This is a genomic window from Arthrobacter zhangbolii, assembly GCF_022869865.1.
Lineage (GTDB): Bacteria > Actinomycetota > Actinomycetes > Actinomycetales > Micrococcaceae > Arthrobacter_B > Arthrobacter_B zhangbolii.
The window spans coordinates 336,260-360,684 of sequence record NZ_CP094984.1; the positions used below are offsets into that span (position 1 = coordinate 336,260).

The 24,425-nt window shown below is 66.0% G+C and carries 23 protein-coding genes; 12 read left to right on the forward strand and 11 right to left on the reverse strand.

The features are described from left to right. Nucleotides 1-5: 5 nt before the first annotated feature. Nucleotides 6-905, reverse strand: a complete 900-nt coding sequence (locus MUK71_RS01710) for a hypothetical protein (protein ID WP_227929329.1) — start codon at nt 903-905, stop codon at nt 6-8. A 145-nt stretch (nt 906-1,050) separates the two neighbouring features. Between MUK71_RS01710 and MUK71_RS01715 the strand changes: the two genes are divergently transcribed. Next, on the forward strand, nt 1,051-1,350 hold the full coding sequence (locus tag MUK71_RS01715) for a type II toxin-antitoxin system VapB family antitoxin (protein WP_227904874.1): 300 nt from the start codon (nt 1,051-1,053) through the stop codon (nt 1,348-1,350). Beyond that, a complete protein-coding gene (locus MUK71_RS01720) occupies nt 1,343-2,026 on the forward strand; it encodes a LytR C-terminal domain-containing protein (RefSeq protein WP_227929330.1) in 684 nt (227 codons plus the stop codon). The genes MUK71_RS01715 and MUK71_RS01720 overlap by 8 nt, the downstream gene beginning before the upstream one ends. Nucleotides 2,027-2,101: 75 nt before the next feature. Here the strand turns inward: MUK71_RS01720 and MUK71_RS01725 are convergent, their stop codons facing one another. The 3 genes from MUK71_RS01725 to aceA form a co-directional block, all read right to left on the reverse strand. Beyond that, complete coding sequence (locus MUK71_RS01725) at nt 2,102-2,818, reverse strand: DsbA family oxidoreductase (protein ID WP_227929331.1); 717 nt, start codon at nt 2,816-2,818, stop codon at nt 2,102-2,104. Nucleotides 2,819-2,938: 120 nt separating this feature from the next. Then, entirely contained in the window at nt 2,939-4,570 is a 1,632-nt protein-coding gene (gene aceB / locus MUK71_RS01730) for a malate synthase A (RefSeq protein ID WP_227929332.1), read from the reverse strand. A 95-nt stretch (nt 4,571-4,665) separates the two neighbouring features. Next, entirely contained in the window at nt 4,666-5,964 is a 1,299-nt protein-coding gene (gene aceA / locus MUK71_RS01735; protein ID WP_227929333.1) for an isocitrate lyase, read from the reverse strand. A 147-nt stretch (nt 5,965-6,111) separates the two neighbouring features. Between aceA and MUK71_RS01740 the strand changes: the two genes are divergently transcribed. Next, entirely contained in the window at nt 6,112-7,629 is a 1,518-nt protein-coding gene (locus tag MUK71_RS01740; protein ID WP_227904886.1) for a helix-turn-helix transcriptional regulator, read from the forward strand. Nucleotides 7,630-7,662: 33 nt separating this feature from the next. Continuing rightward, nucleotides 7,663-8,547: an Fpg/Nei family DNA glycosylase gene (locus MUK71_RS01745; protein WP_227929334.1), complete on the forward strand. Its 885-nt coding sequence runs from the start codon at nt 7,663-7,665 to the stop codon at nt 8,545-8,547. A 104-nt stretch (nt 8,548-8,651) separates the two neighbouring features. Here the strand turns inward: MUK71_RS01745 and MUK71_RS01750 are convergent, their stop codons facing one another. Then, on the reverse strand, nt 8,652-12,278 hold the full coding sequence (locus tag MUK71_RS01750; RefSeq protein WP_227929335.1) for a S8 family peptidase: 3,627 nt from the start codon (nt 12,276-12,278) through the stop codon (nt 8,652-8,654). A gap of 362 nt (nt 12,279-12,640) precedes the next feature. Here MUK71_RS01750 and MUK71_RS01755 point away from each other — a divergent pair, with 362 nt between their 5' ends. After that, nucleotides 12,641-13,411, forward strand: a complete 771-nt coding sequence (locus tag MUK71_RS01755) for an Ltp family lipoprotein (protein WP_227929336.1) — start codon at nt 12,641-12,643, stop codon at nt 13,409-13,411. A 92-nt stretch (nt 13,412-13,503) separates the two neighbouring features. On the opposite strand, the gene thiD is transcribed toward MUK71_RS01755, so the two are convergent. Beyond that, nucleotides 13,504-14,349: a bifunctional hydroxymethylpyrimidine kinase/phosphomethylpyrimidine kinase gene (thiD, locus tag MUK71_RS01760; RefSeq protein ID WP_227904895.1), complete on the reverse strand. Its 846-nt coding sequence runs from the start codon at nt 14,347-14,349 to the stop codon at nt 13,504-13,506. 115 nt (nt 14,350-14,464) lie between these two features. Continuing rightward, nucleotides 14,465-15,118, reverse strand: a complete 654-nt coding sequence (locus MUK71_RS01765; protein ID WP_227904897.1) for a TetR/AcrR family transcriptional regulator — start codon at nt 15,116-15,118, stop codon at nt 14,465-14,467. Nucleotides 15,119-15,331: 213 nt separating this feature from the next. Here MUK71_RS01765 and MUK71_RS01770 point away from each other — a divergent pair, with 213 nt between their 5' ends. The 3 genes from MUK71_RS01770 (at nt 15,332) to MUK71_RS01780 (ending at nt 16,678) form a co-directional block, all read left to right on the forward strand. Then, entirely contained in the window at nt 15,332-16,069 is a 738-nt protein-coding gene (locus MUK71_RS01770; RefSeq protein ID WP_227904899.1) for a queuosine precursor transporter, read from the forward strand. A gap of 114 nt (nt 16,070-16,183) precedes the next feature. After that, nucleotides 16,184-16,402, forward strand: coding sequence for a hypothetical protein (locus tag MUK71_RS01775; protein WP_227904902.1), 219 nt, complete (start codon nt 16,184-16,186; stop codon nt 16,400-16,402). A gap of 45 nt (nt 16,403-16,447) precedes the next feature. Beyond that, nucleotides 16,448-16,678, forward strand: a complete 231-nt coding sequence (locus MUK71_RS01780; RefSeq protein ID WP_227904904.1) for a hypothetical protein — start codon at nt 16,448-16,450, stop codon at nt 16,676-16,678. Between the two features lie 45 nt (nt 16,679-16,723). Here the strand turns inward: MUK71_RS01780 and tgt are convergent, their stop codons facing one another. Further along, nucleotides 16,724-17,998 carry a tRNA guanosine(34) transglycosylase Tgt gene (tgt, locus tag MUK71_RS01785; RefSeq protein ID WP_227904907.1) on the reverse strand — a complete coding sequence of 425 codons (1,275 nt, stop codon included), beginning with the start codon at nt 17,996-17,998 and terminating at the stop codon, nt 16,724-16,726. Nucleotides 17,999-18,184: 186 nt separating this feature from the next. On the opposite strand from tgt, the gene MUK71_RS01790 reads away from it, so the two are divergent. Next, nucleotides 18,185-19,222, forward strand: a complete 1,038-nt coding sequence (locus MUK71_RS01790) for an FUSC family protein (protein WP_227929338.1) — start codon at nt 18,185-18,187, stop codon at nt 19,220-19,222. Here MUK71_RS01790 and MUK71_RS01795 read toward each other — a convergent pair. Both MUK71_RS01795 and MUK71_RS01800 read right to left on the reverse strand, forming a co-directional pair. Continuing rightward, complete coding sequence (locus tag MUK71_RS01795; RefSeq protein ID WP_227929339.1) at nt 19,219-20,085, reverse strand: DUF6707 family protein; 867 nt, start codon at nt 20,083-20,085, stop codon at nt 19,219-19,221. The genes MUK71_RS01790 and MUK71_RS01795 overlap by 4 nt on opposite strands. A 68-nt stretch (nt 20,086-20,153) precedes the next feature. Continuing rightward, nucleotides 20,154-20,693: an NUDIX hydrolase family protein gene (locus MUK71_RS01800; protein WP_227904911.1), complete on the reverse strand. Its 540-nt coding sequence runs from the start codon at nt 20,691-20,693 to the stop codon at nt 20,154-20,156. Between the two features lie 126 nt (nt 20,694-20,819). Here MUK71_RS01800 and MUK71_RS01805 point away from each other — a divergent pair, with 126 nt between their 5' ends. Both MUK71_RS01805 and MUK71_RS01810 read left to right on the forward strand, forming a co-directional pair. Beyond that, on the forward strand, nt 20,820-21,446 hold the full coding sequence (locus MUK71_RS01805; protein WP_227929340.1) for a YdeI/OmpD-associated family protein: 627 nt from the start codon (nt 20,820-20,822) through the stop codon (nt 21,444-21,446). 21 nt (nt 21,447-21,467) lie between these two features. Next, the gene (locus MUK71_RS01810; RefSeq protein WP_227929341.1) at nt 21,468-22,340 is read left to right on the forward strand and encodes a class II glutamine amidotransferase; all 873 of its coding nucleotides are present in this window, start codon (nt 21,468-21,470) and stop codon (nt 22,338-22,340) included. A gap of 34 nt (nt 22,341-22,374) precedes the next feature. Here the strand turns inward: MUK71_RS01810 and MUK71_RS01815 are convergent, their stop codons facing one another. Further along, nucleotides 22,375-23,505, reverse strand: coding sequence for a glycoside hydrolase family 76 protein (locus MUK71_RS01815; protein WP_227904917.1), 1,131 nt, complete (start codon nt 23,503-23,505; stop codon nt 22,375-22,377). Nucleotides 23,506-23,646: 141 nt separating this feature from the next. On the opposite strand from MUK71_RS01815, the gene MUK71_RS01820 reads away from it, so the two are divergent. Next, nucleotides 23,647-24,420 (forward strand): 3-hydroxyacyl-CoA dehydrogenase, encoded by a 774-nt coding sequence (locus MUK71_RS01820; protein ID WP_227929342.1) that lies wholly within the window; start codon nt 23,647-23,649, stop codon nt 24,418-24,420. Nucleotides 24,421-24,425 lie beyond the last annotated feature (5 nt).

The following is a 24,425-nucleotide window of genomic DNA, read 5'->3' on the forward strand; positions in this document are numbered from 1 at the left end:
CAGGCTCAGAGAACGACGGCGTCGTCCGCAGCCTCGCCCGCGGCCATCGCCACCCAGCGCTCAAAGTAAAGCGCGCCGGCGTCGTCGTGGATCAGGGACCCGGCCGTGAGGACCGGATAGTCCGTCTCCGGCACGCCGTCCGCGGGCCGAACGTCCACGTGTGCCACCTCAAAGCCCAGCCGGGACAGCTCATCCGCCATGGCGTAGTCGGTGCGGGAATCGCCCACGGTGCGCCAGGTGCGCGGCACCTCTGTGCCCTCCGCTTCAAGCATCGCCAGGGCCCGGCGCGCACCCAGGTCCTTGCCCACCCCCACGGCTTCAATGTCGGTGGAGATGATGGTCGGGTCAATCCGGAAGGACACGTTCCCGGCGGCATCGGGAATGGTGCGGTCCAGCCGCTGCCCGCCCAGGCCCGCCAGCCCCAGCTGCTCCAGCGCGTCGGCGTCGAACAGGCCCTGCTCGGAGAGGTAGTCGGCATTGTCCACGTGTACGTGCTGTTCCACGGACAGCATGGCCAGCTTGGTCTCGTCGAAGAACATGGTCCGCGAGTACTTGTCATCCACCAGATTGCGGATTGTTTCGGCGTAATCGCCGGGGACCTTCAGCTCCGGATCCACCTGCGGCTGGTCCGGGCCGGTTCCGTCGAAGGAGAACCAGACCGCGCCCTTCTCGCAGACGGCATGGACCCGGACGCCCTCCGGCAGCCCGGCAGCGATCATGGGCTGCATGACCTGCTGCCGGATGAAGTCATCGGAGCGTCCGGTGTTGAAGATAACGGGCCAGCCGGCCACGGCCAGCGAGACCAGGTCGCGGATGATGGCCGGGCGGACGGTCCTGGAGACAGGGCTGGCAACGGGGCCGTCGACGTCGAGCAGGAGACCAAGGCGGGAAGCGGAGAAGTTCACCACTCCAGTATCGCGTCTTTGGCGGAGTCCGGAGTGCGCGCCGGCACGGGAGCGGAAGGTAAAAGAGTGCCAATCTGGCATTCTGACGGGCCCGCGCCCGAGCGTCGCTGTTTCTTTGGGTGCCGTTGTTCTTTACTCTGTACTAGTGATCTTCAAAGCTGTTGGCGACGTACGCCCCTACCCTGACCATGGATACGTAACACCGAAGGACTGGGCGGCTGTACCTCCCCGGCAGGTTCGGCTGGATGAGTTGGTAACTACGAAGGCCACGCTGGACCTTGGTGCACTGCTGGCCGAGGATTCCACCTTTTTCGGAGACCTGTTCCCGCACGTCGTCCAATGGAAGGGCACCATGTATCTCGAAGACGGACTGCACCGGGCCGTACGGACGGCCCTCCACCAGCGGACTATCCTGCACGCACGCGTGCTGGTCCTCGATGACTAACAAGCCTCCCGACGAAGCTCCCGACGGCACGCCCGTTGAGGATGATTCGAGGGAATGGCACGGTCACCGGATCATTACCGGCGGCGAACTGGACGAGGTGTTTGCGCCCTCCGACGAGCCGGAACTGATCCAGCGGTCAGCACGTCGGCGGCGGCTGCATACCGCGGTGCTGGGGTTCCTGGCTTTCCTGCTGCTGCTGGCGGTGGTGCTGGCGCAGGGACTGGTATCCGGCTGGGTGCGGCTGCCCGCTGCAGAGGCGCCCACTGCCCAGGCAGGCCCGGTGGACGAATGTCCGGCCGGGCCTTTTCCGTATCTGGACCCGGCCACGGTGAGCGTCAATATCTACAACTCGACGGCGGCGCCGGGCCTGGCCGGCAGCGTGGCCACGGATCTGGGGGACCGGGGCTTCCAGATAGGCACCGTGGGCAACTCCAGCGTGAACCGGGCCGGGATGACGGCGCTGGTGCTGTCCGGGACCTCCGGCTTCGCCGCCGCCTACACAGTCCAGCAGCACATTCCCGGCACCCAGTACGTGCACGATGACCGGACGGACGCCTCCGTGGACGTGGTGATTGGCTCCGGGTATGAAAACCTGCAGCCGGCCGAACAGGCAGTGGCCGCCGGTCCCGGGCCGCTCAGCTGCCCCGGCGCGGATACCTCACCTGCCGCGGGGTAACCGGGGCCCACGGCGCGCTGCGGGCCCCCGGCTTCCTGCGGCCCGGTTTCCTGGGCCCCGGCACCTGCTGCGGTCCTAGCTGCAGCCGTCCGGGCCGCAGGTCGGACCGTCGGCGGAGCCGGAGGCGGGCGTGAGGTTAACCAGCGGGTGTGACTCCTGCCAGGCCTGTTCCAGCGCCGAGGAGAACAGGTCCGCGGGCTGGGCCCCGGAGATGCCGTACTTCTCATCCAGGACAAAGAACGGCACCCCGCTGATCCCCAGGGCGCGTGCCTGCGCGATGTCCGCGTTCACGGCGTCGGTGTATTCGTCGGAGGCAAGCATGGCCTGCACCCGCCCGGCGTCGAGTCCCAGACCGGCACCGATCTCCGCGAGGGTTTCCGCCGAACCGATGTCGCGGCCCTTCTCAAAGTGGGCCGAGAGCAGTGCTTCCTTGGCGGCGTCGGCCGCTGCGTTGCCGCCTTCGGCACGGGCAAGGTGGATCAGCCGGTGCGCGGAGAAGCTGTTCGCGACCACCAGGGAGTCATAGTCATAGGACAGGCCCTCGCCGGCGGCCTGGACGGTGACCTGTTCGAGCATGCCGGCAAGCTGTTCGGGATCAATGCCCTTGCGCTCGCTGAGGTACTGGACCTCGGTGCCGTCATAGTGCTCAGGAAGGGTGGGATCAAGCTGGAAACTGTGCCACTGCACTTCCACCTCGTCCCGGTGCGGGAAGGTGGCCAGTGCGGCTTCGAAGCGGCGCTTGCCGATGTAGCACCACGGGCAGGCAATGTCGGACCAGATATCAATCTTCATACCCTCTGCAACGCGGAAAGGACCGGGTGCCATTCCCGCACGGCCTGAGCCTGTGCGGAAACGGTTCCGGTCCTTTCCTGTGCGGATACTGAAGCGGTATCCGCACCCGCCCCCCAGGGGCTACGCCGCGGCCAGTTCCTGCGCTTCGTGCAGGAAACGGGCGTAGGCGGGCACGGTGAGGAAGGTGGGGAAGTGTTCCCCGCAGGCTACTTCCTCAAAGAGCTCGCGGGCGTCGTTGAAACGGTCGCCCTCGAAACGCTGCAGGTTGTCGAACTCCTCATCCAGCAGTTCCTCCACCCAGTGGTGGGTAACAATCTCGCCCTCGTCGGTCACCGCGGAGGTGTGGATCCACTGCCAGATCTGCGAACGGGAGATTTCGGCGGTGGCCGCATCCTCCATCAGGTTGTTGATGGCCGCTGCGCCGTTGCCGCGCAGCCAGGACTCGATGTAGCGGATGCCCACCTCGATGTTGCTGCGGATGCCGGCCTCCGTGATGACGCCGGGCGTGGAGGCAACGTCCAGCAGTGCCTTGTCATTGGGCACTACGTCCTCGCGGGTGCGCTCCAGCTGGTTGGGGCGGTCGCCGAGCACGCCGTCGAACACCTCCATGGCCACCGGCACCAGGTCCGGGTGAGCCACCCAGGAACCGTCGAAACCGTCGCCGGCCTCGCGGGTCTTGTCCGCGCGCACCTTCTCCATGGCGACGTCGTTGGCTGCGGCGTCCTTGCGGTTCGGGATGAAGGCGGCCATGCCGCCGATGGCGTGTGCCCCGCGGCGGTGGCAGGCACGTACCAGCTGCTCGGTGTAGGCACGCATGAACGGCGCGGTCATGGTCACCATGTTGCGGTCCGGCAGGACAAACCGGGGTCCGCGGGTGCGGAAGTTCTTGATCACCGAGAAGATGTAGTCCCAGCGGCCGGCGTTCAGGCCGGCGGCGTGGTCCCGCAGTTCGTAGAGGATTTCCTCCATCTCGAAGGCGGCGGTGATGGTTTCGATCAGTACCGTGGCGCGGATGGTGCCCTGCGGGATGCCCAGCAGGTCCTGGGCCAGGACAAAGATGTCATTCCACAGGCGGGCTTCAAGGTGGTTCTCGATCTTCGGCAGGTAGAAGTAGGGGCCGCGGCCCTGGCTGATCAGCCGCTGGGCGTTGTGGAAGAAGTACAGGCCGAAGTCCACAATGCCGCCGGCAATGGGGGTGTTGTCGATCAGCATGTGCTTTTCCGGCAGGTGCCAGCCGCGCGGGCGGACCACAATGGTGGGCAGGTCGGTGAGAGAGGCGCCCTGCACCCGGTATTCCTTGCCCTCCGGGGAGGTGAAGTCGATGCGGCGGTCCAGGGCATCGCGCAGGTTCAGCTGGCCGTTGACCACGTTGGACCAGGACGGGGTGGAGGAATCCTCCATGTCCGCCAGCCAGACCTTGGCACCGGAGTTCAGGGCGTTGATGGTCATCTTGCGGTCCACCGGGCCGGTGATTTCCACGCGGCGGTCCTCCAGGCCGGGAGCGGTGGGGGCCACGCGCCAGGACTCATCCTCGCGGATGTGCCGGGTCTCGGCCAGGAAAGCGGGATCCGCGCCGTTGGAGATCTGCTGGCGGCGGGCCTGGCGCTGCTGAAGGAGTTCCTGCCGGCGGGTGGCCGTGGCCCGGTGCAGCGCCTTGACGAAGTCCAATGCCTGCGGAGTCAGAATTTCCTCCTGCCGCCGCACTGCGGGAGCGGTGAGGGAAATGCCGTTCAGGGTGATGGGGTCATTCATGGCGTTCTCCTTGGGGTGATTCAAAGCTGTGGGGTGATCCGGCGGGGGCCGGCGGCCGGTGTGGCCGCCAGCCCCCGCCGGCTAAATAGCCGGGGTTAGTGGAACTGGCTGGACTCCGTGGAGCCGGCCAGGGCCAGGGTGCTGCCTTCGGGGTTCAGTGCGGTGGAGATGGCATCGAAGTAGCCGGTGCCGACCTCGCGCTGGTGCTTGGTGGCGGTGTAGCCGCGGGACTCGGAACCGAACTCCTTCTCCTGCAGTTCCACGTAGGCGCTCATGCCGCTGCGTGCGTAGCCGTGGGCCAGATCGAACATGGAGTAGTTCAGAGCATGGAAGCCGGCCAGGGTGATGAACTGGAACTTGAAGCCCATGGCACCGAGTTCGCGCTGGAACTTGGCGATGGTGTCGTCATCCAGGTGCTTCTTCCAGTTGAAGGACGGCGAGCAGTTGTAGGCCAGCATCTGGTCCGGGAACTCGGACCGGACGGCTTCGGCGAACTTGCGGGCCATTTCCAGGTCCGGGGTGCCGGTTTCCATCCAGATCAGGTCCGAATAGGGAGCGTAGGCCTTGGCCCGGGCGATGCAGGGCTCAATGCCGTTGCGGACCTTGTAGAAGCCTTCGGCGGTGCGCTCGCCGGTGATGAATTCCTGATCGCGCTCGTCGACGTCGGAAGTGATCAGCGTGGCGGCCTCGGCGTCGGTGCGGGCGATCACCACGGTGGGGGTACCGGCGACGTCGGCCGCGAGGCGGGCGGCGTTAAGGGTGCGGATGTGCTGGCCGGTGGGGATCAGGACCTTGCCCCCGAGGTGGCCGCACTTCTTCTCCGAAGCGAGCTGGTCTTCCCAGTGCACGCCCGAGGCGCCGGACTGGATCATGGACTTCATGAGCTCGTAGGCGTTCAGCGGGCCGCCGAAGCCGGCCTCGGCATCGGCCACGATCGGCACCAGATAGTCATCCACGCTCTGGATGCCTTCGGCGAATTCGATCTGGTCGGCACGCAGCAGGGCATTGTTGATGCGGCGGACCACGGTGGGCACGGAGTTGGCCGGGTACAGGGACTGGTCCGGGTAGGTGTGGCCGGAGTTGTTCGCATCGGCTGCGACCTGCCACCCGGAGAGGTAGATGGCCTTCAGGCCGGCCTTGACCTGCTGCACTGCCTGGTTGCCGGTGAGGGCGCCCAGTGCGTTGGTGTAGCCTTCGTCGCCGGCGTTGCGGAGCTGATCCCAGAGCTTCTCGGCACCGCGGCGGGCCAGGGTGTGCTCTTCCTGGACGCGGCCGCGCAGCTTGACGACATCTTCGGCGGTGTAGTCGCGCTCAATGCCTTCCCAGCGGGGATCGGTGGCCCATTCCTGGGTGAGCTGTTCTGCCGTGGGGGCGGTGTTCTGGTCCTGGCTCATTACTAAATCTCCTCGAATTCATCTCACTCGTTCCGGTCCGCTTCAAACCGGAATTTCCTGCTGTGAACTAAGCCTGTGCCAACAACAACCCCTCTTCTAGGGTTTTTCTATGGAAAGAAATGCGTTTCTTCGCGTATTGTGAAAAACGTGACGAGTGCAACATGGAACCGGCCCAGTCCCGAGCCCCGCAAGCGCGGATCGGCCGCCGGAAAGCAGTCCGCAGGCGACTCCGACCGCACGCTGGATGTGATCAGCCTGGGCCGCCGGGTGCGGCATCTGCGCAAGGCCAAGGGGATGACCCTCGATGATCTGGGCGCCGCCGTCGGAACCGTCGCCTCCCAGCTGTCCCTGATCGAAAACGGGAAACGCGAACCCAAGCTCGGCATGATGCAGGCGCTGGCAGCCGCCCTGGACGTCAGCATCGATTCCCTGTTGGGCGCCGAGCCGCCCAGCCGGCGGGCGGCACTGGAAATTGAACTGGAGCGGGCGCAGCGCGGCCCCCTCTATGCCTCGCTCGGCCTGCCCAAGGTGCGGATCGGCTCCCGGCTGCCGTTGGACGTGCTGGAATCCTTGGTCGGGCTGCAGGCCGAGCTGGAGCGCCGGCTCAACGAACAGGTGGCCACTCCCGAGGAGGCCCGCCGGGCCAACGGCGAGCTGCGGGCCATGATGCGCGAGCGGAACAACTACTTTCCCGAATACGAGGCCGAGGCGCAGAAGGTACTGGATTCGGTGGGGCACACCTCCGGCCCGCTGTCCCAGCACGTGATCGCGGACATCGCCGCGCACCTGGGGTTCAGCCTGCACCACGTGAATGACCTGCCGCACTCCACCCGCTCCGTGACGGACCTGAAGAACCGGCGCATCTACCTCACCCAGTCCCAGCGCTCGGACCACGATCCGCGCTCGGTGCTGCTGCAGGCACTGGGCCATTACGTGCTGCAGCACCAGACTCCCAGCAGCTATGGCGAATTCCTTAGCCAGCGGGTGGCCACCAACTACTTTGCCGCCGCGCTGCTGTTGCCGGAGAAAGCCACGGTGGAGTTCCTGCAGCGGGCCAAGGCCGCGAAAGAAATAGCCGTGGAGGACATCCGTGATGCTTTTGCCGTGTCCTATGAAACCGCGGCGCACCGCTTTACCAACCTCGCCACCGAGCATCTGGGCATCCCCACCCATTTCCAGAAGGTGCACGAGAGCGGGATTGTCTACAAGGCGTATGAGAACGACGGCGTGACCTTCCCTGCGGACCACACCGGCGCCATTGAGGGCCAGCCGATCTGCCGCTATTGGACCTCGCGGGAGGTCTTCTCCGTGCCGGACCAGTTCAGTGCGTTCAACCAGTACACCGACACCCCGGCCGGCACGTACTGGTGTACGGCCCGGGTGGAACGCGGCTCGGCGGGGAAGTTCTCCGTAAGCATCGGGCTGCCGTACCAGCATGTGAAGTGGTTCCGCGGCCGGGACACCACCGAACGGTCCAAGTCCCGTTGCCCGGATCCGGACTGCTGCCGCACGCCGCCGGGCGAGCTGTCCTCGGAATGGTCCGGCTTCGCCTGGCCCAGCGCCCGGGCGCACTCGCACCTGCTGGCGGCACTGCCGCCCGGCGCCTTCCCGGGAGTGGACGAAACCGAGGTGTATTCCTTCCTGCAGTCCCATTCCGAGCAGTGACGCTGCTCCCGGCCACGGATTAGGGTAGGTGCCATGCCCGAGATGCCCGAAGTGCAGGGACTCGTTGATTTCCTGCGGACCAAGCTGCTGCCCGCCGACGCGCCCCCGGCCGTGGTCTCCGATGTGGAGGTGCTCTCCTTCTCCGTGCTGAAAACGGCCGGGGTTCCGGTGGAGGAACTGCGAGGACAGCCGGTGCAGGGCGTGGAGCGGCAGGGGAAATTCATCATCCTCTCCGCCGGCGGCGTGCACCTGGTGATGCACCTGGCCAAGGCGGGGTGGCTCCGCTGGTCCGATGCCCTTAAACCGGGACGGCTGCGGCCCGGCAAGGGGGCCATGGCGCTGCGGGTGCGGTTCGCCGCCGACGCCGCCGGCAAGGAGCCCGGATTCGATCTCACCGAGGCCGGCACCCGGAAATCCCTGGCGGTCTACCTGGTGCGGAACCTGGAGGAAGTTCCCGGCATCGCGCGGCTGGGACCGGAAGCGCTGGACGTCGGCTTTGATGACTTTGCCGCACTGCTCTCCGGCCACTCCGGGCAGGTCAAGGGGCTGCTGCGTGACCAGTCGGTGATTGCCGGGATCGGCAACGCGTACAGCGACGAGATCCTGCACGCGGCGCGCCTGTCACCGTTCGCCAATGCCGCGAAGCTGGACGCCGACGACGCCGGGCGGCTGTTCGTAGCCATGCGCACCACCCTGGAGGAAGCGATCGCCACGGCCTCCGGACGGCCGGCGTCGGCGCTGAAGGATTCCAAGCGTAAGGCGCTGCGGGTCCATGCCCGGACCGGCGAACCCTGTCCGGTGTGCGGGGATACGGTCCGCGAGGTGTCCTTCGCGGACTCCTCCCTGCAGTACTGTCCCACCTGCCAGACCGGCGGCAGGATCCTCGCGGACCGGCGGATGTCCAAGCTGCAGAAGTAGGCCCTCGCAGGCAACGGCCAAGCACAAAACAAAAAAGCGGCGGGTCCCGGATTTTTCCGGGACCCGCCGCTTTTGCCTAGCCGGAGGCTACCTGCTGCACTCGGCTACCTGCTGCACTTCACAGCGCCGTAGGCGGCCGTGTACTCGGCCTTCTCAGCCTTCCCCTTACCGAGGAACTTGTAGGAAGCCGTTACCTCGCCGGCGGTGACGGAGAGCTGGCGCGTCTTGATGACCGCGGTGCCGGTCTCGCCCGGCTCCAGCTTCATGACCTTGGCCTTGCCGTACGGGCTGTTGAGGTCAACGTCCGCGCGGCGGTCGCCGTTGTTCTGCACGGTCACAGTGATTTCGGCCTTGAAGGCGTTGCACTTGCTGACCGCGCTTACCGGGTTGACCACCTTGGCCGGAACGTTGATCGGCAGGACTTCCGCCCGGCCGCCGTCGCCGTTGGTGCCGCTGAGATCGCCGGTGGCGTTGTGCAGGTGCAGGAACAGTGCCTTGGCGTCGGTGGTGCCGGCGCTGCGGGTCACGTCCAGCTTGCCGCCGTCGACGTCGGCGAACAGGGCATCCGCGGTGGCGCCCTTGAACGTCAGTGCCGGGTTGGCGGCGTCGAAGGGAATGTACTCCGTGGCGTCAACCGGGACGCTGTTGCCCTGGTCATCCACGTTGTAGGGGCTCCACGTGGTGACACGGTACTGCAGCGGTGCGGACGCCGCATTGACGTCCAGGCCCAGCGCCAAGGCGGAAACCGGAAGGGTCACCGCGTTGGTGTCGAACGTGTTGCTGTCCGTGTCGCCGAGGACGCCGTTGGCACCCGTCTGGTCCACCAGTTCGGCACTGCCGTCCGGGTTCAGCCGGTAGGTGGAGATCAGGACCAGGTCCAGGTCATCGGCGCGGGTGGTGAAGGCGACGTAGTCCGGAACGGAGTCCCCGTTGGTGTCAATTTCCACGTCGATTTCATTCGAAGCACCCAGGATCGCCCAGTTGCCCCACGTGCTGACACCGAAGTTCACCACGGCATCCTGCGGGTCTTCACCGGCGGACTTGAGCGTCGGGATGTTGGAGGAAGCACCCACGGACTGCACATCCATGGCGTACATCGAATCCATCTTCACGGTCTCGAGGCGGGGGCTCTCGGCGCCCAGCACCAGAGGCGCCACCATGGAGAGGTAGCGTGAAGCGCCCTCGCCCTGGTTCAGGTCCCGTCCCTGCAGGGTGACGGTGCTGGTGAGGGTATCCGTGTCAGCGAAGGGGATCTCCGTGCCGGCGCTCATGTCCGAGGTCGGCTTGGGAGCCGAGTAGACCGGAACGCGCAGGGTGGGAGTTCCCTTGCCTTCCAGCTGTACGCGGCCGGAAACGTCGGAAAGGAACTGGCGTGACAGGCCGAGTTGCTCGAGGGCGGCAGCGGAGTCAGCCGTCTTGGTCAGTGCCGACGGATCGGAGATGCTCAGCGTGACATCCACGGTCGCCTTGCCATTGGCAGGCACGTTGACCGAGGGGGTGGTGCTGATGTCGACGCCGGGCATGGTCGTTGCGCCCAGGTAGCTCACGGTGTAGTTCTGCGGGCGGTCGGACTTGTTCTCCACGGTGACCTGCTTGGTGAGCACCAGAGCTTCCTTGCCCAGTTCCAGGACACCGAAGTTCACGCTGGTCAGTGCCTGGTCATCCGTGGCGTAGGCCAGCGTCTTGTTGTTCAGGGCGTCCAAAGTGTCCACCCGGCCGGAACCGACGCGGTTGGGGCCCTGTACGGCTCCGTCCGCGGTCAGCAGGTCATGGGTGGCGGTGTTCATGATGGCGGACTTGACCTCGTAAGCGTTCAGATCCGTGGCGGCGTAAACCAGGGCGGCAATGCCGGCCACATGCGGAGTGGCCATGGACGTGCCGCTCTTGACCGATGCACCGTCTCCGGAACCGACTGCCACCGAACCGATGGAGGAACCGGGGGCAGCGACGTCGGGCTTCACAATGCCGTTGGAGCCATGGACTCCGCGGGAGGTGAACGGGCTGACGGTGTCGCCCTCGCCTGAAGGGGCACCTGCGGTGGCCATGTAGGACGGGGACAGCTTCAGCGTCAGGGTTCCGGCCAGGGCGGCCGGCCGCAGGCGGTCCGAGGATTCGGCGTTGAGCTGGATGCCGGGGATGGTGGCGTTTCCGCCGATGCCGGACTCAAAGACCGAACGGGGGGAATCCAGCACAACGCCGGTGGCGCCGGCGTTCTGGGCGTTGTTGAAACGCACGGTTGAGCCGCAGGGGAAGGCACCGTCCTCTTCCCACTGGATCCAGACCCACTTGCCCGCCAGCGAACCGGCGGGGTACGGGTTGCAGCCGAAGGCATTGTTCGCGGGAGCCGGGACCACGTCGCCGGTGAGTTGTTCTTCGGTGACGGCCGGATCGGAGTAGTTGAAGTTGGCGGAGTACTGTCCGGCTACGGGGCCGGCGAGTTCCTCGGGCGCCAGGACATCGGCGCGGTCCAGGGTGACCTGGCTGCCGATGGTGCTGGCAACGGTCAGGGCCGAGCGCGCGTTGCCCGGTGAGCCGCCGATGTCGTACACGTCGCCGGCGTTGCCGGAAGCGACGACGGACAGGATGCCCTGCTGGGTCAGCTTGTCCACAATGTCGTTTTCGGGATCATCCACCGGGGAGTAATCGGAGCCCAGGGACATGTTGACCACCTGGGCGCGGTCCGAGAAGTCGCCGTCGCCGTTGGGGTCCAGGACGTAGTCCAGTGCCTGGCCGACCACCTCGGAGGAACCGGCGCAGCCGAAGACCCGGATGCTGACCAGCTGTGCGCCGGGGGCGGAGCCGGGGCCGATCCGCATGCCGTTGACCTGCTCGGCCGTGAGGGTCGAGTAGTCGCCGCGGAACGTGGTGCCGTCGTCGTTGGTGCCGTAGCCCGCCGCTGTGCCCGCCACATGGCTGCCGTGCCCGCCGCAGTCGAGCGGGTTCAGGTCCGGGCGCGGGACGGGCTGGTACGTGGGGGAGGAGGGGTCGGCGTCGTAGTCGTCGCCCACCAGATCGTATCCGCCAATGAACTTGGCCGGATCCACCAGACCGGTGTCCGCGGCGGGAATGGTGGGGGAAGCCTGGGCGGCCGCGTAGGCCTCCAACGTTCCGGGCCCGCCGAAGTCGCTGTGGGTGTAGTCAATGCCGGTGTCCAGGACAGCGATGGTGATGCCTTCGCCGGTCTGCTTCCGTTCCACCCAGGTGTTCAGTGCGCGGGTGTCAATATCCGCGCCCTTGTTCCCGATGGTCTTCGGGACAATCTTGGTAATCCGGGCGACGTCGTCGCGGGAGGCGAGGGCACGGATGGCCTCGGCATCACCGATAATGGCGGTTCCCGGAAGGGTGTTGGTGGTGGTGTAGAGGGTGCTGGCGTCGGCCTCGGCGGCTACGGATTCAGCCTGGGAGGCGATGTTGCTGCGGATTTCTTCGACCAGCGGTTTGTTGACCACCGGATCGGCCTTGCCCTCCTTGACTTCCTCGGGCTGCGTCTGTTCAAAGGCGCCTTCGCCGGTGAACTGGACATAGACCGAAACCGTGCCGGAGGCGTCCCGCAAACTGGGGGCGACCTTCAGGGCTTCGAACTGCTCAACCGAGATTCCTCCCGTGAGCCCGTTGGCGTCAGTGGTGGTCTCGGTGGCCTGGGCCGGTAGGCCCAGGGCCGCGGTGAGTGCTACCCCGGCGAAGGCGGCAGTGAGCACCGCGCCGGGTTTGTGATGAATGGACAATCTCATTGCGCTCCTTGAACATTCCACCGAGCGCTACCGGGACGTCCAGGGACTGTTTCCGGCTGCTGACACACTGCGGCAGGTTTTCCGTTGTGCCCCCAACCCCCGTCGAGGAGTGTCAGCGTGCACGTGACGGCCCCCAAAAACCAAGCCGTAGGGACACAATAGAGGAGCATTCCAATGCTGCAAAGGTTCGCATTAATAGGCGTGAATTAGTTGCCCTAACCTTGTTTTTGGAGGGACTTGACTGTATTTTCTCCACCGCGCCGGAGGAATCCGCAGATTGTCGGGATTCGGACGCGGGCTGCGGCATTATGGTTTCGACCGTACGAAATACGAGCCGCATTATTGGAAGGCGACATCCTGCTATGAGCACTACCGCTGCGACCGATTACAAGAGTGCGACGATCACCGGAAAGTCCTTTGTCGTCACTTGGCTCCTCTCGCTTTTCCTTGGTGGTCTGGGCATTGACCGCTTTTATCTGGGCAAGATCGGCACCGGCGTCCTGAAACTCCTGACTGGTGGCGGCTTCGGTATCTGGGCGCTTGTTGACCTGATCATCACCCTGACGGGTAACCAGAAGGACAAGCATGGCCGCCCGCTGGAGGGTTACAAGCAGAACAGGAAGACGGCGTGGATTGTTACCGCCATTGTCTGGGTTCTCAACGTGATCCTCTCGGTGGTGATGGTTTTCACCCTGACGACGGTTGTCGTCGCGGCTGTCGAGGAAAACGAGGCGGCAGCCGAAACCAACAACGCGATGCCGACCCCGACCTACTCCGCACCGGCCCAGGCCGCTCCCCCTGCTCCTGCTGCTCCTGCCGTCCCGAAGAGTGATGACAGGGCCCAGGCCCTGAGCAGTGCCCAGTTCTTCAGCGATGACATGCATATGAGCAAGGCCGCCATCTATGACCAGCTTGGCTCGGAATACGGCAAGTACACCCCGGAGGCTGCGCAGTACGCCGTCGACAACATCACCGCCGACTACAAGACCAATGCACTGGAATACGCGAAGATTCTCCAGGAAGAACTGTCCCTGCCCACCGAGGAACTGAGGGAACAGCTGGCGTCCACTTCCCAGTACGGCGCAAAGTTCACCCCCGAGGAAGCCGACTACGCCATTGAGACCCTGAAGTAGCCAGGGCCTGGAACAGGCTGCATACGCAAAAGGGACCTCCCCTGGCCGGGAGGTCCCTTTTGCGTATTTTTGCGGAGGGTAATGACCCGGAACTACAGAGCGGGACCCTGCCCGGCCTTACCCTGCCACAGGGCATCAAACGGCGCATTCGAGGAGACCCGGTTGCGGATACCTTCGGTCACGAAGGCCTTGGCGGTCTTTGCCGCTTCCAGCGGGGTGGCGCCCTTGCCCAGTTCGGCGGTAATGGCGGCAGCGAGGGTGCAACCGGCGCCGCTGACAGCAACATCGCCCACCTTGGGTGCGCGCAGCACCTCCATGGTTTCACCGTCGTAGAACACGTCGACGGCGTCGTCGCCTTCCATCCGCACACCGCCCTTGGCCAGCACCACCGCGCCGCTGGCCTCGTGGATGCGCCGGGCCGCTTCCTTCAGGTCCTCAACGGTCTCGATGGAATCCATGCCGGAAAGGGACATGGATTCGAAGTGGTTGGGGGTCACGAAGGTTGCCAGCGGAAGGATCTGGGCCTTGAGTGCCTGGTCCGTGTCCAGGGCCGCGCCGGGTTCCTGGCCCTTGCAGATGAGAACCGGGTCCAGCACCAGGTTTTTCCAGTCCTGGGCCTGCAGTGCCTTGGCAACGACGTCGATGGTTGCCGGGGTGCCGAGCATGCCGATTTTGACGGTATCCAGGTCATAGGCCGTAGTAATGGCCTCGAGCTGGTCCGCGATGACCTGCGGATCCACCGGCACGAAGCGGTGGTTCCAGGAGTCCTTCGGGTCGAAGGACACGATGCAGGTCAGGGCCGTGATCCCGTAAACGCCCAGTTCCTGGAACGTCTTCAGATCGGCCTGGGCACCGGCACCGCCGGTGGCCTCGGAACCGGCAATGGTCAGCGTGACGGCCGGAGCTGTGGCCGCGGAAGAGTGTGTGTTTGCAGACATGGGTCCATCTTCCACCCAAAACGGGAGAAGCTGCCACCCGTCCGCTATGCGCTGACGGCACGCCGCCGGCGCGTGCCGTGACGGCACACCTGCCGCTGCCGCCGCCGTCGTTCGGTTACGGATCCCGGCGGATGCCGCGCAGCAGCGAGACCACGTCCTCCACGATGTTCCGGACCACGGGAAGCCGGGACAGGATAACGAGTTTGGCGATCAGCGGGGCAAGGTTCGCAGCCAGCCGGTGGGAGCGCCGCTGCCCGGGGGAATGGTCATAGACCCAGAACAGGCTGATGCCCATGTGGACAAGCCAGAGGAGTTCAGGCAGGTCATCGCGGATGGCCAGCGGCGGCTGCGGCCGGGCGCTGGTAACCGCCTGGCGGAAAAGGGCAATGGACTTCCCGCGTCCGACGGCGGCGTCGGCCTGGCGGTTCGGTGCCATGGCATCGCGCAGGAAGTGTGCGCCGAAGGCGTGGTAAGGCTCAAGGGTGGTCAGCCAGGTGCCCAGGATGACCGCGAGGTTCTCGCCGAGGTTCTGTCCCTCGCGGATCAGCGGCAGGGCCAGGGACCGGTGCTCATCCTGCAGTGAGCGGTACAGCTCGTGGATGAGGTCATCCTTGGAACGGAAATAGTAGTAGGCGTTGCCCACGGAGACGCCCGCCTCCAATGCGATGGTGCGCATGGTGGTTTTTTCGTAGCCCTGGCGAGTGAACAGGTGCAGCGCGGTGTCGATGAGGAGCCGGCGCGTCTGTTCGCTCTTGACGGTGACGGCCAATGATGCTCCCTTATGCAGTATTTCCAGCGTTCAGTAGACCACAGTTTTGAACACGTTCAAAAAGCGGTACCGGATGGGGAAATATACGCCGGAGCGGACGGGCGGCCGGACATGGCAGAATGGATGCGGCCCTGCGGGGCTGCCCGGGGCAGCGGGCACAGTGCTAATACAGCCGGCGGACGCCAGGCGAACCACTACCGAAACGGAAATGCCATGACTGCACAGCCACGGGCAGCTGCAAAAACCCCTGCAATCTACGCCTCCCGCGGGAGCTCCCAGTATGACCTGATCCTCACGCTGATGTGCGTGGTGATTGTCATTTCCAACATCGGCGCCAGCAAGGGCGTGCACTTTGACCTGCCGGGCGGTTTGGAGATTGTCACCGACGGCGGGTTTTTCCTGTTCCCGCTGGCATACATCCTCGGCGACGTGGTGTCCGAGGTGTACGGCTTTAAGGCTGCCCGCCGTGCGATCTTCACCGGATTTGGCATGGCGCTGCTCGCCGTCGTCAGTTTCGCGATCATCATTGCGCTGCCCGGTTTCGATGATGCCTACGGGCAGGAAAAGCAGGCCGCGCTGGAGGTGGCGCTGGGCCCGGTCTGGCAGATAGTGCTGGCCAGCCTGCTCGGGTTCCTTGCGGGCCAGCTGCTGAACTCGCTGGTGCTGGTGCGGATGAAGGAACGGTTCCGGGAAAAAGCCCTGGCCGGACGGCTGATGGCCTCCACCGGTGTGGGGGAGTTCGCGGACACCCTGATTTTCTGCGCCGTGGCGGCACCGGTGATCGGGATTACCGACGCCGCCGGGTTCCTGAACTACGTGATCTTCGGATTCCTTTACAAAACCCTGGTCGAGTTCCTGTTTGTGCCCGTCACCGCCGCCGTCATCAAGGTCATCAAGCGGCGTGAACCAACGTACGCCGCCCCTGAGCTGGAGCCCGCGGCCGGGCGCTAGGCTCCGAATACGGCTCTCCCGGGGCCTGCCCTGCCGGGGAGAAATCCGTCCCGTGATGTGCAAGGGTAGGGGAACGCACGCGTTTACCTTCACCGATACGGCGGGAGCAAAAGCATGAGCAACGGCATGAACACTGAAGAACCGGTTTCCAACCCCGGCGCCAAAGCAGCAGATGAAAACCTGGCAGGCACCCGGGATGAATTCAACGACGAGGTCACGAAGGCATTGATCGAGGAATCCCGCGAGGATTCCAGCCCCGGCGATACCGAGCGTGATTCCCAATCCGCCCTCGAAGAGGACGAAGACACCCTGGCAAAGCCGGACAATTCATAACCGCCGGATACCCCGGCTTTTTCGAATAATCCACAGGAGGACACAGTGCCCCAGGACAAAGATTTCGAACACAATGAGACCAAGGCTGAGGAACAGCTGCAGATAGTTGATCCGCCGGTTCCCGGACAGGACGAGGACGCAGAAAGCGGCCAGCAGCAGGCAGGCCACGCGGACGGTTCCCCGACGGGCGGCGCGGAGGATCCAGGCGCTGAACGGCAGAACCCGACGGATGAGCCGGACCAGGACAACGAGCCGCTGCCCCGGGCCTGGAACTAGCCTGCCGGGTAAACCCCGGTGCCAGGTGCTGCAGCGGCAGGGAACCTACGTGCCGCTGTAGTACTTGCCCAGGACCTCGGCCTTGAAGTCGAAGAACGTCCCGTCCTCAATGGACAGCCGGGCATCGTCCACCAGCTTCACGGTGAAGCGCTCATTGTGGATGGAGATCAGCGTGTGGGAGACCATCTCGTTGGCCTTGAACAGGTGCTGGATGTACGCCCGGGTGTAGTGGGTGCAGGTGTAGCAGTCGCAGCCGTCCACCAGCGGACCGAAGTCCTTCTTGTACTTCGCGTTGGAGAGGTTCTTGCGCCCGTACGGGGTGTAGAAGGCAGAGTTGCGGGCCACCCGGGTGGGGGAGACGCAGTCAAAGGTATCGGCGCCGTTCTCGATGGCGGTGAAGATGTCATCCGGCTCGGAGATGCCCAGCAGGTGGCGGGGCTTGTTCTCCGGCAGCTCTTCCGTGCACCAGCGGACAATGGTGCCGAGGTTTTCCTTCTCGAAGGCACCGCCCAGGCCGAAGCCGTCAAAGTCCATGGCACCCAGATCGCGGGCAGCCTTGCGCCGCAGATCCTCATACTGGGCGCCCTGCAGGACCCCGAACAGGGCCTGGTAGGGCTTGCCGACGCGTTCCTCGGTGAGCCGAGCGTGTTCGGCCAGGCACCGCAGCGCCCACAGCCGGGTCCGCTCCAGGGACATTTCCTGGTAGCCGCGCGAGTTCATCAGCGTGGTCAGCTCATCAAAGGCGAACATGATGTCCGCACCGATTTTGTGCTGCACCTGCATCGAAATCTCGGGGCTGAACCGGTGCTTATCCCCGTTCAGGTGCGACTTGAACCAGACGCCGTCGTCGTCAATATGCGCGAGCCGTTCCTTGCCGGGCGCGACGTCGTCGTCCGCGCCGGTGGCATGCGTGGTGCCGTCGGCGTTCATATTGATGACCTTTTTGAACCCGGCGCCCAGGCTCATGACCTGGAAACCGCCCGAATCGGTGAACGTGGGGCCGGACCAGTTCATGAACTTCCCCAGGCCGCCGGCCTCGTCCAGGATGTCCGGGCCGGGCTGCAGGTACAGGTGGTAGGCGTTGGCCAGCACCGCCTGCGCCCCCAGGTCCGCCACGGACTCCGGCAGGACGGCCTTCACCGTGGCTTTGGTACCCACGGCAATAAACGCCGGCGTCTTGATCTCGCCATGCGGGGTGGAGATGGTGCCTGTCCGGCCCTGGAAGCCGCCTCCGTTCGCCTCTACGCGGGCATCTGCCGCTGCGGGAGCGGTTTCGCGCAGGCGCTTACCGAGGGTGAAGGAGAAGGCTGAGGAAGACACCCTTCCATTTTGCCCTACCCCCGGGGTGCCGAGTGCCGCCACCCGGGGCTGGGAGGTTCACCACATTTATTCAGGCCTGCCATAAGGCGGCGATACGTTGGACGGCGGAAGTAAAACTCCACAGAGACCAGGGCCCGTCACGGATAACCCCGACGCCGAACAACAGGAAAGGCAGCAGCTACAGCTTTGACGCACCTGCAGGAGATGTTCAGGATGGGGCCCGCGCACAACGATCACCACGCGGCGGTCCGCTGCGCCGTCGGCATTGGCCTGCCGCTGCTCCTGGTGCTGTTCCTGGGGCGGATAGACTTGGCCATCTTTGCAAGCTTCGGTGCGTTCACCGGGATCTACGGGCGGAACGAACCGCACCGCCAGCGCCTGGGCCATCAGGGCCGGGCCGGCGCCCTGATGCTGGCGGTCATCCTGGCGGCTGCACTGTGCGCGCGCCTGGACCTGGATGCCTGGGGCACCGTGGTGGGCACTACCCTGGTTGCCGGGCTGGGAACCGTGGCCACCGGTTTCTGGCGGCTGCGGCCGGCGGGATCGCTGTTCCATATCTTCGCCTTTGCAGCCATCTCCTCCGTGCCCAACCAGCCGCCGGTCTGGCAGGGCATGCTCACCGCAGTGCTGACCGTGTCCTTTTCCATTCTGATTGGCCAGTCCGGGATGTTCCTGAGGAAGTACCGGACCGCCTGGGACAAACCCGCACGGCCGCGGTTCTCCGCTGCCCAGCGGCGGTTCATCTATCTGGACGGGCTGCAGTATGCCGTGGCCGCCTCGCTGGCCGGCTCCATTGCCACCCTGCTGGGGATCGGCCACAACTACTGGGCCATGGTCGCGGCCACCGTTCCGCTGGTGGGCCAGACCGTACGGCACCGGGTTTACCGGGGCCTGCAGCGCATCCTGGGCACGTTCGGCGGCCTGCTGCTGACCGCACTGATCCTGCTGCCCGGGCTGGAACCGTGGCAGATGGTCCTGGTCATCGCGGCCTGCCAGTTCGGCGCGGAAATGTTCATCGCCCGCCAATACGCCCTGGCCCAAGTGGTGGTGACGCCGCTGGCCCTGGTCAGCACCGAGCTGGCCCACCCGAGCAATCCGATGCACCTGCTGCAGGACCGCGGCATTGAAACACTGATCGGCGCCGCCGTCGGCATGGCCGTTGTGCTGGCCATGCACCTGCGCCGGAAACACCTGCGCAGCGGTGCGCCGGGGCCGCTGAACTAGCCCCGGACGGCGATCAGTTCGGTACGGATCCGGCGCTCAAGTTCGGCGTCGGAAAGGGTCTGCGACCCGCCGTGGGCACGCAGGTACAGCAGCGAGTTCAGGCGCAGGATCCGCCATTCCCGCTCACTGTCCGCATTGCCGGCCTCGGCCGCCCGGTGGATCTCCCTGTCATACAGGTTCGGCTCGTTCAGCTGCCGCTGCAGCAGCTCGGCGGCCAGCTTGGCCTTCAGCGGATCCGTTTCGGAGGCGTCCGCCGCGCGGACCGCCTGGCTGTAGGCGGCGGCACTCTCGTCGTCGCCGGCCTCATGGGTGATGTGCGCAGCGAGCGCCAGGGTGCCCTGGATCCAGTTCCAGCGCCCGAAGTTCCCGTCGAAGGGCAGCCCGGTGATGATGTTGCAGACCTTCAGGGCGTTTTCCGCATCGCCGAGGTCCACAAACAGGAGATGCGCCAGATCACGCACATCCTGCAGGTTGCTGCCGGACTTCACGTTCAGGCCGCGTTCCAGCCGGGAGGTGATCTCCTGTACTGCCGCATTCTCCGGATGGGCCGCCGCGGCAGCGGAGAGGATCTCCGCCGCGTTGTCCTCTTCGGACGGGATCCGGCGGACGGCGTCCGACGGCGAGCCCTCGGGTGCCGGAGCCAGCACCCGGACCGAGGAGGCGTACGCCAGGCGCACGGTTTCCCCGTCCTCAAGCTTCACGATGACCAGCGCCGGAGTGCCGAAGTCATCATCCTCCAGGCTGGTGCCCGCCACTGGAGCCAGCGGTGCGGCGGCGCCGTCGCCCGGGACCAGCTGCTGCCCGGGGGAAAGCAGCTCCGCATTGACCCGGAATGTATACGATTCCGGCTGGCTCTCAGACATGGCGATTCCTTCGTGGTTGGACCTCGGCTCCCCAAAGCCCCCATTATATAAAGCTTTGGTTACGCCGCTCAGCGGCCCCATCCGGCCGAGGCGAGGGCCTGACGGAGCAGGTCGCCGCGGCCGCCGGAGAACTCGGCATAGATTTCCGGACTCAGGGCTTCCTCCGGAGTGAGCCAGGACAGTTCCAGGGCATCCTGGCGCGGACTGCACTCACCGGTCACCGGAATCAGGTAGGCCAGGGCCACGGCATGCTGGCGTTCGTCCGTCAGCCCGCTTTGCGACGGCGACGGGAAGAACTCGGCGACGGCGAACGGCACCAGGGTGGGCGGCAGCTGCGGGAGGGCAAGCGGCCCAAGATCCTTTTCCAGGTGGCGCAGCAGGGCACCCCGGATGGTCTCCCGGTACATCACGCGCCCGGACACGAAGGAACGCACCATCCGGCCTTCGGGTGTGGCCTGCAGCAGCAGCCCGACTTCCGTGACGTAGCCCAGCGGGTCGCAGCGGACCGGCACTGCTTCCACGTAAACCATGGGGAGCCGCTGCCTGGCTTCATAGAGGTCTTCCTCGGAGAGCCAGCCTGGATAGGGATCAGGAGTACGAACGTTCATAGGAGTGTTCTACCCCAAAGCCCCCGCACCCGTCATTCGGCACGCTGGGCTTCGGCCATCGGCTGAACCGGTGCGGAACCGCACCGGACGCTTCCCGCCCCCTCCGCCGGTGCCTAGACTTGGGCCATGACACGGGAGTTTCCCGAGCTCCTCCTGCCGGACGCGGGGGCATGGCGGCAGTGGCTGGAGCACAGCTACGCACAGTCCCAGGGAGTGCGTCTGGTATTGGGCCGCAAGGGCGGCAGCGTCACCAGCCTGACGTACCGCACTGCCTTGGACGAAGCCCTGTGCTTTGGCTGGATTGACGGGCAGGCGAACAAGCGGGACGAGGAAAGCTACCTGCAGCGTTTCCAGCCACGTGGTCCGCGCAGCATCTGGTCGCTGCGCAACGTAGGGCATATTGCCCGGCTCGAAGCGGAAGGCAGGATGCATCCGGCCGGCCGGGATGCGGTGCTCAGTGCCAAGGTGGACGGGCGCTGGGATGCCGCGTATGCCGGGTCCGCGGCGGCTGAAATCCCCGATGACCTGCGCGCGGCCATCGCACAGGTCCCCGAGGCCCAGGCGATGTATGACGTCCTGACCGCGCAGAACCGGTATGCGCTGTACTTTCGGCTGAAAACCCTCAAAACGCAGGCCGCCCGCGAACGCCGGATTGCCGCCTTTGTGCAGATGCTGAGCGAACAGCGTGCCCCCTACCCGCAGAAACGAATGCCCGGGCCCTTGCCATCCGCCGACGGCCCGCGGGACGCTTAGGATCCAACCAGGAGGTCCACGATGTGCCGGCTCTTTGGGATGCACGCAGGGAAAACCCCCGTCCACGCGACCTTCTGGCTGCTGACGGCACCGGACAGCCTGGCCCGGCAAAGCCGCAAGGAAGCCGACGGGTTCGGGATAGGCACCTTTGCCCCGGACGGAACACCGGAAGTCGACAAGGCCCCGGTAGCCGCGTATGAGGACGTGAAATACGCGCAGGAAGCACGGGAGCTGGAAAGCACAACCTTCCTTGCCCACGTCCGCTACGCCAGCACCGGCGGAAACACCGCGGTGAACACCCACCCCTTTGTGCAGGACAACAGGCTGCTGGCGCACAACGGGGTGGTGGAAGACCTGGATGTGCTGGATAACCGGCTGCGCCAGCTCGATGCCTATGACCTGGTGCGGGGCGAAACCGACAGCGAACGCGTGTTTGCCCTCATCACCGCCGAGGCAAGGAACAACGGCGGAAACGTGGGCGCGGCCATCGGCACGGCACTGACCTGGGTGGCCCGGAACCTGCGGCTTTATGCCGTGAACATCATCCTCACCACACCAACCGACGTCTGGGCCGTCCGCTACCCGGACACGCACCCGCTGTATGTCCTGCAGGAGGCGGCGGAAGGCCCCCACAACGAAAAGCACAGCGAGCGGATCTCCCTCCACAGCGAGCAGATGGGCCGGGAGCAGCGGCCCGCGGTTCTGCTGGCGACGGAAAAGATGGATGCCAATCCCAACTGGCGGCTGCTGGATTCCGGGGAGCTGCTGCATGTGGACAGCAACCTGCAGGTGGACAGGAGCTTCCCGTTGCCGGAGCATCCGCAACACCTCATCACCCTGGCGGACCTGGACCCGACGGCCGCCGCGTCGCAGCATCCGCTAAAGGTCAGCTGAACCGCCGGGGATCCCCGGCCGGAACCGGCACGGGTTAGTCCGGGTCCGCGCCCGCCCGGTGCACGCGGGCGGCGGCCTCCAGGATCATCCAGGCCTGCAGCTGGGTGGAGAGCCCGACGGCGGAACCGCCCGGGTAGGCAGCCGCTGCCGGTTCCAGCGGGCGGATGCCGAACACCAGCCAGTCACCGCGTTTGCTCCGCCCGTCCCAGAGTGCCTGCGCGGTGGCATCCACCAGCGCGGCAGCCGTGCGTCGGTCCGATTCCGGCAGTGCGGGGGACACCGCCGCCTGCGCCAGGTACCGCGCCAGGATGCCGGTGAAGAGCCCGCCGTCACCGGTGCCGTGGGTGCGCAAAACCCGCACCCCGCCGTCGTTATCCGTCAGGTGCGCGGCCACGCCGTTCACCAGGTCCGTTGCCCGGGACAGGTTGGCGCTGCCGCCAAGCTCCAGCAGGGCACCGAGGACCGGGCCCTGGTTGTAGCTGAACACCCGGGATTCCAGCTGCGGATGCCCGCCCACCATCTTCACGCCGTCCATGTACAGGCCGGTCTGGGGATCTATCAGCGTGGCGTTGAGCCAGTCCACCAGTTCCTGCGCACGGTCCCGGGAACCGCTTCGGACAAAATGCAGGGCCGCCGGGCCGGTGGCCGGCGTGTTTTTGAACGTCCGGTCCCGGTTCCAGTACAACCCGCCACCCAGTTCCGGCGTGTGCGCGGAGACCAGCGCGGCGTTCAGCGCCTGCAGGATTTTCCGGTAGGGCCGCTGCCGGTCCCGCGATCCGGACAGCAGGTTCAGCCGGCCAACGGCCAGGGCGAGCCAGGCCATGTCGTCGTAGAAACGGTTGGTGTAGCGCATCCGGTTGCGCAGGCCGATGGTCCTGACCAGGGTGGCCGCCAGGTCCGCTGCGGACGGCAGATCGGGACCGCGGAACGGAGTGCCGGTGCGGCGCTCGCGGAGGGCGGCGTCCAGAAGGGCATCCACATAGTGCGCCTGCCACCAGTAGTGCCAGGGCTGACGCAGCTGCTGCAGGCGGGACGCCGGCCGGCTGGTGGCGGCAAGATGGGTTCCCGGCAGCCCCGCGAGCTGGCGGCCAAAGGCGGCGCTCACGGCAGCGCCGGCCGCCTCGGCGCGGGCGTCGGCATCCATGTCCGGATCCTCGAAGAGCATGCGCCCACCCTAGACCAGCAGCCGAGGATGCGGCACCGGCCCGCGCACAGTAGGCTCGACCTGCCGGTGTGATCTGCGCGACAGTTCTCCGGCGGCCGGGGCAGGTACCCCGGTTCGAATTCGGTACTTCAGGAGGAATGCATGGACATCGCAGGTGCGTCGGCAATAGTGACCGGGGGAGCCTCCGGGCTCGGCCGGGCCACGGCACGGAAACTTTACGACGCCGGCGCCTCCGTGGTGGTGGTGGACCTGCCGCAGTCCGGCGGGCTCGCCTACACCGAAGAACTGGGCGACAACGCGCACTTTGTCCCCGGCGACGTCACCGATCCGGACCAGATGCAGGCCGCCGTGGAAGTCGCCATGGCCGCAGGGCCGCTCCGGGTGGCCGTGAACTGCGCCGGTATCGCCACCCCGGGGAAGGTCCTGGGCCGCGACGGTGTGCTGCCGCTGGAGGACTTCGCCCGGGTGGTCAGCGTCAACCTGATCGGCACGTTCAACGTGTCCCGGCTGGCCGCCGCGGCGATGGCCGAAACGGACCCGGTGACGGCCAACGGCACCGAGGAGCGCGGGGTCATCATCAACACCGCCTCCGTGGCGGCCTTTGACGGGCAGATCGGCCAGCCCGCCTACGCCGCGTCCAAGGGCGGCGTTGCCGCAATGACCCTGCCCATGGCCCGCGAACTGGCCCGGCACCTGATCCGGGTGGTCACCATTGCGCCGGGGATCTTCGAGACACCCATGATGGCCGGGCTGCCGCAGGCCGCCCAGGACTCGCTGGCCGCACAGGTTCCGCACCCCTCGCGGCTGGGCCGGGCCACGGAGTACGCCTCCCTGGCCGCGCACATCATCGAGAACCAGATGCTCAACGGTGAAACCATCCGGCTGGACGGCGCCATCCGGATGGGACCGCGCTGACCCTG

Coding starts and splice junctions, on each gene's coding strand:
- MUK71_RS01720 (WP_227929330.1), top strand. CDS start 1,343: ATGACTAACAAGCCTCCCGACGAAGCTCCCGACGGCACGCCCGTTGAG.
- MUK71_RS01810 (WP_227929341.1), top strand. CDS start 21,468: ATGTGCCGGCTCTTTGGGATGCACGCAGGGAAAACCCCCGTCCACGCG.
- MUK71_RS01820 (WP_227929342.1), top strand. CDS start 23,647: ATGGACATCGCAGGTGCGTCGGCAATAGTGACCGGGGGAGCCTCCGGG.
- MUK71_RS01755 (WP_227929336.1), top strand. CDS start 12,641: ATGAGCACTACCGCTGCGACCGATTACAAGAGTGCGACGATCACCGGA.
- MUK71_RS01795 (WP_227929339.1), bottom strand. CDS start 20,085: ATGTCTGAGAGCCAGCCGGAATCGTATACATTCCGGGTCAATGCGGAG.
- MUK71_RS01770 (WP_227904899.1), top strand. CDS start 15,332: ATGACTGCACAGCCACGGGCAGCTGCAAAAACCCCTGCAATCTACGCC.
- MUK71_RS01745 (WP_227929334.1), top strand. CDS start 7,663: ATGCCCGAGATGCCCGAAGTGCAGGGACTCGTTGATTTCCTGCGGACC.
- MUK71_RS01750 (WP_227929335.1), bottom strand. CDS start 12,278: ATGAGATTGTCCATTCATCACAAACCCGGCGCGGTGCTCACTGCCGCC.
- MUK71_RS01805 (WP_227929340.1), top strand. CDS start 20,820: ATGACACGGGAGTTTCCCGAGCTCCTCCTGCCGGACGCGGGGGCATGG.
- MUK71_RS01815 (WP_227904917.1), bottom strand. CDS start 23,505: ATGCTCTTCGAGGATCCGGACATGGATGCCGACGCCCGCGCCGAGGCG.
- thiD (WP_227904895.1), bottom strand. CDS start 14,349: ATGTCTGCAAACACACACTCTTCCGCGGCCACAGCTCCGGCCGTCACG.
- aceB (WP_227929332.1), bottom strand. CDS start 4,570: ATGAATGACCCCATCACCCTGAACGGCATTTCCCTCACCGCTCCCGCA.
- MUK71_RS01800 (WP_227904911.1), bottom strand. CDS start 20,693: ATGAACGTTCGTACTCCTGATCCCTATCCAGGCTGGCTCTCCGAGGAA.
- MUK71_RS01775 (WP_227904902.1), top strand. CDS start 16,184: ATGAGCAACGGCATGAACACTGAAGAACCGGTTTCCAACCCCGGCGCC.
- MUK71_RS01725 (WP_227929331.1), bottom strand. CDS start 2,818: ATGAAGATTGATATCTGGTCCGACATTGCCTGCCCGTGGTGCTACATC.
- aceA (WP_227929333.1), bottom strand. CDS start 5,964: ATGAGCCAGGACCAGAACACCGCCCCCACGGCAGAACAGCTCACCCAG.